Annotated in this window: 5 protein-coding genes; 2 read left to right on the top strand and 3 right to left on the bottom strand. The window is 64.1% G+C overall.

Annotated elements, in window-relative coordinates:
• Together C446_RS15400 and pheA are read right to left on the bottom strand one after the other, a co-directional pair.
• Nucleotides 1-190 (bottom strand): redoxin domain-containing protein (locus C446_RS15400; RefSeq protein WP_006674057.1); only part of this gene is annotated, 190 nt, incomplete at its 3' end.
• A gap of 120 nt (nucleotides 191-310) precedes the next feature.
• Nucleotides 311-1129 (bottom strand): prephenate dehydratase, encoded by an 819-nt coding sequence (gene pheA / locus C446_RS15395; RefSeq protein ID WP_006674056.1) that lies wholly within the window; start codon nucleotides 1127-1129, stop codon nucleotides 311-313.
• Nucleotides 1130-1269: 140 nt separating this feature from the next.
• On the opposite strand from pheA, the gene C446_RS15390 reads away from it, so the two are divergent.
• Nucleotides 1270-3072 carry a sensor histidine kinase gene (locus tag C446_RS15390; RefSeq protein ID WP_006674055.1) on the top strand — a complete coding sequence of 601 codons (1803 nt, stop codon included), beginning with the start codon at nucleotides 1270-1272 and terminating at the stop codon, nucleotides 3070-3072.
• A gap of 120 nt (nucleotides 3073-3192) precedes the next feature.
• On the opposite strand, the gene C446_RS15385 is transcribed toward C446_RS15390, so the two are convergent.
• The gene (locus tag C446_RS15385) at nucleotides 3193-3501 is read right to left on the bottom strand and encodes a non-histone chromosomal MC1 family protein (protein WP_006674054.1); all 309 of its coding nucleotides are present in this window, start codon (nucleotides 3499-3501) and stop codon (nucleotides 3193-3195) included.
• Nucleotides 3502-3738: 237 nt separating this feature from the next.
• Between C446_RS15385 and C446_RS15380 the strand changes: the two genes are divergently transcribed.
• Nucleotides 3739-3936, top strand: a complete 198-nt coding sequence (locus C446_RS15380; RefSeq protein ID WP_006674053.1) for a hypothetical protein — start codon at nucleotides 3739-3741, stop codon at nucleotides 3934-3936.
• The last annotated feature ends 220 nt before the right edge of the window (nucleotides 3937-4156 follow it).

Here is a 4156-nt window from a genome sequence, read left to right as displayed (position 1 = left end):
CCGCCACGCCCGCGTCCCGATAGGTTTCGAGCTCTCGCTGGAACTGGGTTGCCTCGACGGTACAGCCCGGGGTGTCGTCCCGCGGGTAGAAGTAGAGGACGGTCGGTGTCTCGAACTCGAGGGTACGGTCCTCGCCGTCCTGGTTCGGTGCGGTTATCGTGGGTGCGTCCGCGCCAGGTTCGAGCGGCATGGTGTGGGTGGCCGTACTGCGAACGCGCGGAAACGATTTTCGGTGGCGTCGTCCGTGTGCTGTCTCGACGATGACTGTCGGACGATCGGACTGTCGGACTACCGAAACGACCGTCGACCGTTACTCGACGACGTGTTCCGTATCGTACGATCCGAGCCGTCGTACCCAGCCGTTCTCGGCGAGGTCCTCGATCTCTTCGAGAGCGTCGACCGTTCGCGACTCGTAGAGGCCGGCTTCGATGTCGATGTGGAAGACGTAGTCGCCGAGCCGCTGGCCGCTCGGTCGGGACTCGACGCGGGTGAGGTTGATCGCCCGGTCCGCGAACGGCTCAAGGAGTTCGAGCAGGAGCCCGGGGTAGTTCGCGTTCGGGTAGACGACGAGCGAGGTCTTGCCGCCACCGTTCGAGCGTTCCTCGGCGGGTGCGACCGCGAAAAACCGCGTCGCGTTCGAGTCCCGATCCTGGATGTCTTCCGCGAGCACCTCGAGGTCCGTGCCGTTGCCGGCGTTCGCGGGGTGGCCGATCCCCGCCATCGACGGGTCGTCGCGGGCGAACTCGACGCCCTGAGCGGTACTCGCGACCGCCTCGAGGGTTGCCTCGGGATACTTCTGCTCGAGGTAGGAGCGACACTGCGCGAGCGCCTGGGAGTGGCTGGCGATCGTGTCGAACTCCGGTCCCTGGGCGAGCAGGGCGTGTCGGATCGGGGTAACGATCTCGCGGACGACGGCGACGTCGTACTCCGCGAGAGCGTCTAGACTTTCCGTGACCGAGCCTTCGATGCTGTTCTCGATCGGAATGATCCCGCGGTCGTGTTCGCCGGCGTCGACGGCGTCGACGATCGCGGTCACCGACTGGCGAAAGTGTATCTCGTCGTCGTCGGCGACGGCCGTCGCCGCGCGGTGTGAGTAGGTCCCTTCGGGGCCGAGCGTGACTGCGGTCATCGAGAGCTTATTGCAGGGTCCCCGGCAAAAACACCCCGGGTCCGGCGATGATCGCCGCCGATCTGCCACAAATTATATCGGTCAACTGGAGAACCTGTATGCAATCACGGGGATCACGTTGACGAGAGGGGTGTACACAGGTGACTGAGACGGGCCGTCGCTCCTTTCACGTCCGGTACGCCGGCGCTGACGACGCGGTCCGCGAGCGGGTCAGGGAGACACTCGAGCCGACCTATCGCGTGACGACGGTTTCGGAAGCCGACTCGCCACGCGAGTTGCTCGACGCGGACGCGGACGTGGACTGTCTCGTTCTCGCAAGCGACGCGACGGATGGAACCACCACGCTAACTGACTCGCTGGAGGCACTCGGAGCGACGCGCCCCGATCTTCCGATCGTGCCGTTCGTCTCGGTCGCCGATATCGACGGGACGTGTCGCGAGTGGGCTGAGGCGCTGCTCGAGGCGGCGGTCTCCGATGTCGTGTATCGCGACGTGGATGCCGACGATGCGGGCGACGCCGAACCCGGACACGACTACGAGCACGATCACCACGACCCGGTCCGTCGGCTTCGAAACCGGATCGACGACCGGTACGAGCAGTCGGTCGCCGACGCCGGTGAGACGGTCCTCGAGATCGCCCGCTCGCTGATGGGTGCGGCCCCCGACGAGGTAGACATCGAGATCGAGTGGGGCCTCGAGTCGGTCGGGAAACGGCTCGACGCCGACAGGGCGCTCGTTTTCGACTACGAGCGCGAGACGGACCGGTTCGTCCCCACACATACCTGGTTCGCTCGACCGGAGTCGATCGGCGAGAACGAGCCCGAACCGCTTCCGACCGCGTCGTTTCCCGGATACCGCGACGCGATCCGGGCGTTCGACGTTCACGCGATTCCAGCCGAGACCGGACCGGACTCCTCGCCGGAGGCAACGCTGGAGTCGTCGCTGGCCGCAGACGCCGAGGTCGGCTCCGACGACGACTTCGAAATCCCCGAGGGGTTCATCGGCGATATAGAGACGATGTCCGGCGGCGAAGGGGCGGCGGACGCTGACTCGGCCCTGGATTCGACGTCTCGTGTGTATCTCGAGGAACGCGACCTCGAGGCGCTGCTCGCGATCCCGATCGTCGTCGACTGGGAGCTGACCGGCGTTCTCGTCGTCGCCGGACGCCACCGCCGACCGTGGCCGACCACGGTCCGTCGCCAGCTGCGGACGCTGGGCGAACTGATCGGCCACCGTCTCGAGCGCCGCCGCCGCCGCCGCGAACTCGTCCGGCAAAACGACCGCCTCGAGCAGTTCGCCTCCGTCGTTAGCCACGACCTGCGAAATCCGCTGAACGTTATCTCCGGATCGGCCCAACTGGTCGCCGAAACCGGCGACGACGACTATCTCGAGGACGTGATCGAGGCGACAGAGCGGATGGAAGACATGATCGAGGACCTCCTCACGCTCGCCCGCGACGGCGACAGCGTCGGCCAGACCCAGTCCGTGGCGCTCGAGGCGGTCGTCCAGGCGGCCTGGAACGACGTCGCGACCGAGGACGCGACCCTCGAGTTCGACGCCGGTGAACTGCCGACGATCGATGCGGACCGCGGGCGGCTTCGACAGGCTCTCGAGAACCTGATTCGGAACGCCATCGAGCACAACGATGGAGAGGTCTGCATCCGGGTCGAGGCGACCGACGACGGGTTCGCGGTGGCGGACGACGGCGTCGGTATTCCCCCGGATCGACGCGATCGCATCTTCGAGGAAGGGTACACGGAAGGCGGTGGGACGGGGCTTGGACTCTCGATCGTCGAGACGATCGTCTCGGCTCACGGCTGGTCCGTCGCCGCCAGGGAGAGCGAACATGGCGGTGCCAGGTTCGAGATCGCGACGGAGCCCTCGTCGTCTGCGTCTCCGTCTGACAACCCTCAAACTCGAGTCGATACCGACGAACGACACTGACCACTCCCGGATTCAGCACCGATCCACGTGCCAGCACACTCCACTGCGAGACGCTACACTACACTACACTACACTCCGGTCCCTGCCTGTCAGGGACGGTCACGAGAAAAATGACCGCGTTCACTCGTCGAGGTGCTCGATCCCCTTCTTGGAGACGTTAGCCTCCGTGATCTCTTCGGGCATCCAGTCGGGCTTGTCCTCCGGCGCAGTCTCCTCCCAGGCCCATCCGTCGTAGATGTGGACCTTGTCAGTTCCTTTCTCGCGCAGTCGCAGTTCGACGCGGTCTGTCTCGTCTTCGCTCGGGCCGGGCTCAAGTCGACGAGCGGCCTTGAGTGCGGCCTGTCGGGGCGTGTTCCCCGAGAAGACGCTCGACTCTTCGCCGTCCGATTCTCGCAGCGCAAAGTTTCGTTTACCGTCTTCGCGTACCATGATTTCGCCTCCGTGTCAACCCAGCGCATGCGATGTTATAAAGATATCCCCGATAATCGACCGACTGCGGCGGTATGTTTAAGTAGGATGGTGAGACACCGTTCCGCACTACCGGCTCCTCGTGGGGAATTTCGTGGGTTTTCGTTCGCGGGAGGGCTTCGTTGCGGGCGATCGTTCGCCAGCGCGTAGAAAACACTTAAGTATATCCTACGGCGAAGTTCGTCATAGAATCCCGCGATGGTTCGGAAAAAGAAGCTGAGTCCAAGCGGTGCGAAAGACGAAGACGGCAACTACCACAACGTCCACCTGAACCTCCACGAGGACGAACTCGCAGTCGCGGGCATGGACATCGGCGACGAGGTTTTCGTCCGGGTCCGAGACGGCAAGATCATCATCCAGAAAGCCGACGAGGAAGAGGTCGAACACGAGTTCTGATTCTGTCCGGTCCGTCGGCCACCTCGGCGGCGTCGTTCTTTCGACGCCATGGTGCCACCCGAGAGCGGTGGGCTCGTTCACGGTAGATCGTGTCCCGGTCGTTCTCGAGTGATAGTGTTTAGGTCGAATCTTTACCGGTAAGAGACGGCCAAATGTTTGGTTCGTTGATCGTGTTCACTCCTCGTGAGATGTAGTCTTTCAGCGCCGAGAGATCAGGGAC

The organism is Halobiforma nitratireducens JCM 10879, from assembly GCF_000337895.1.
Classification (GTDB): domain Archaea; phylum Halobacteriota; class Halobacteria; order Halobacteriales; family Natrialbaceae; genus Natronobacterium; species Natronobacterium nitratireducens.
This window is presented reverse-complemented; position numbering and strand designations above follow the sequence as displayed.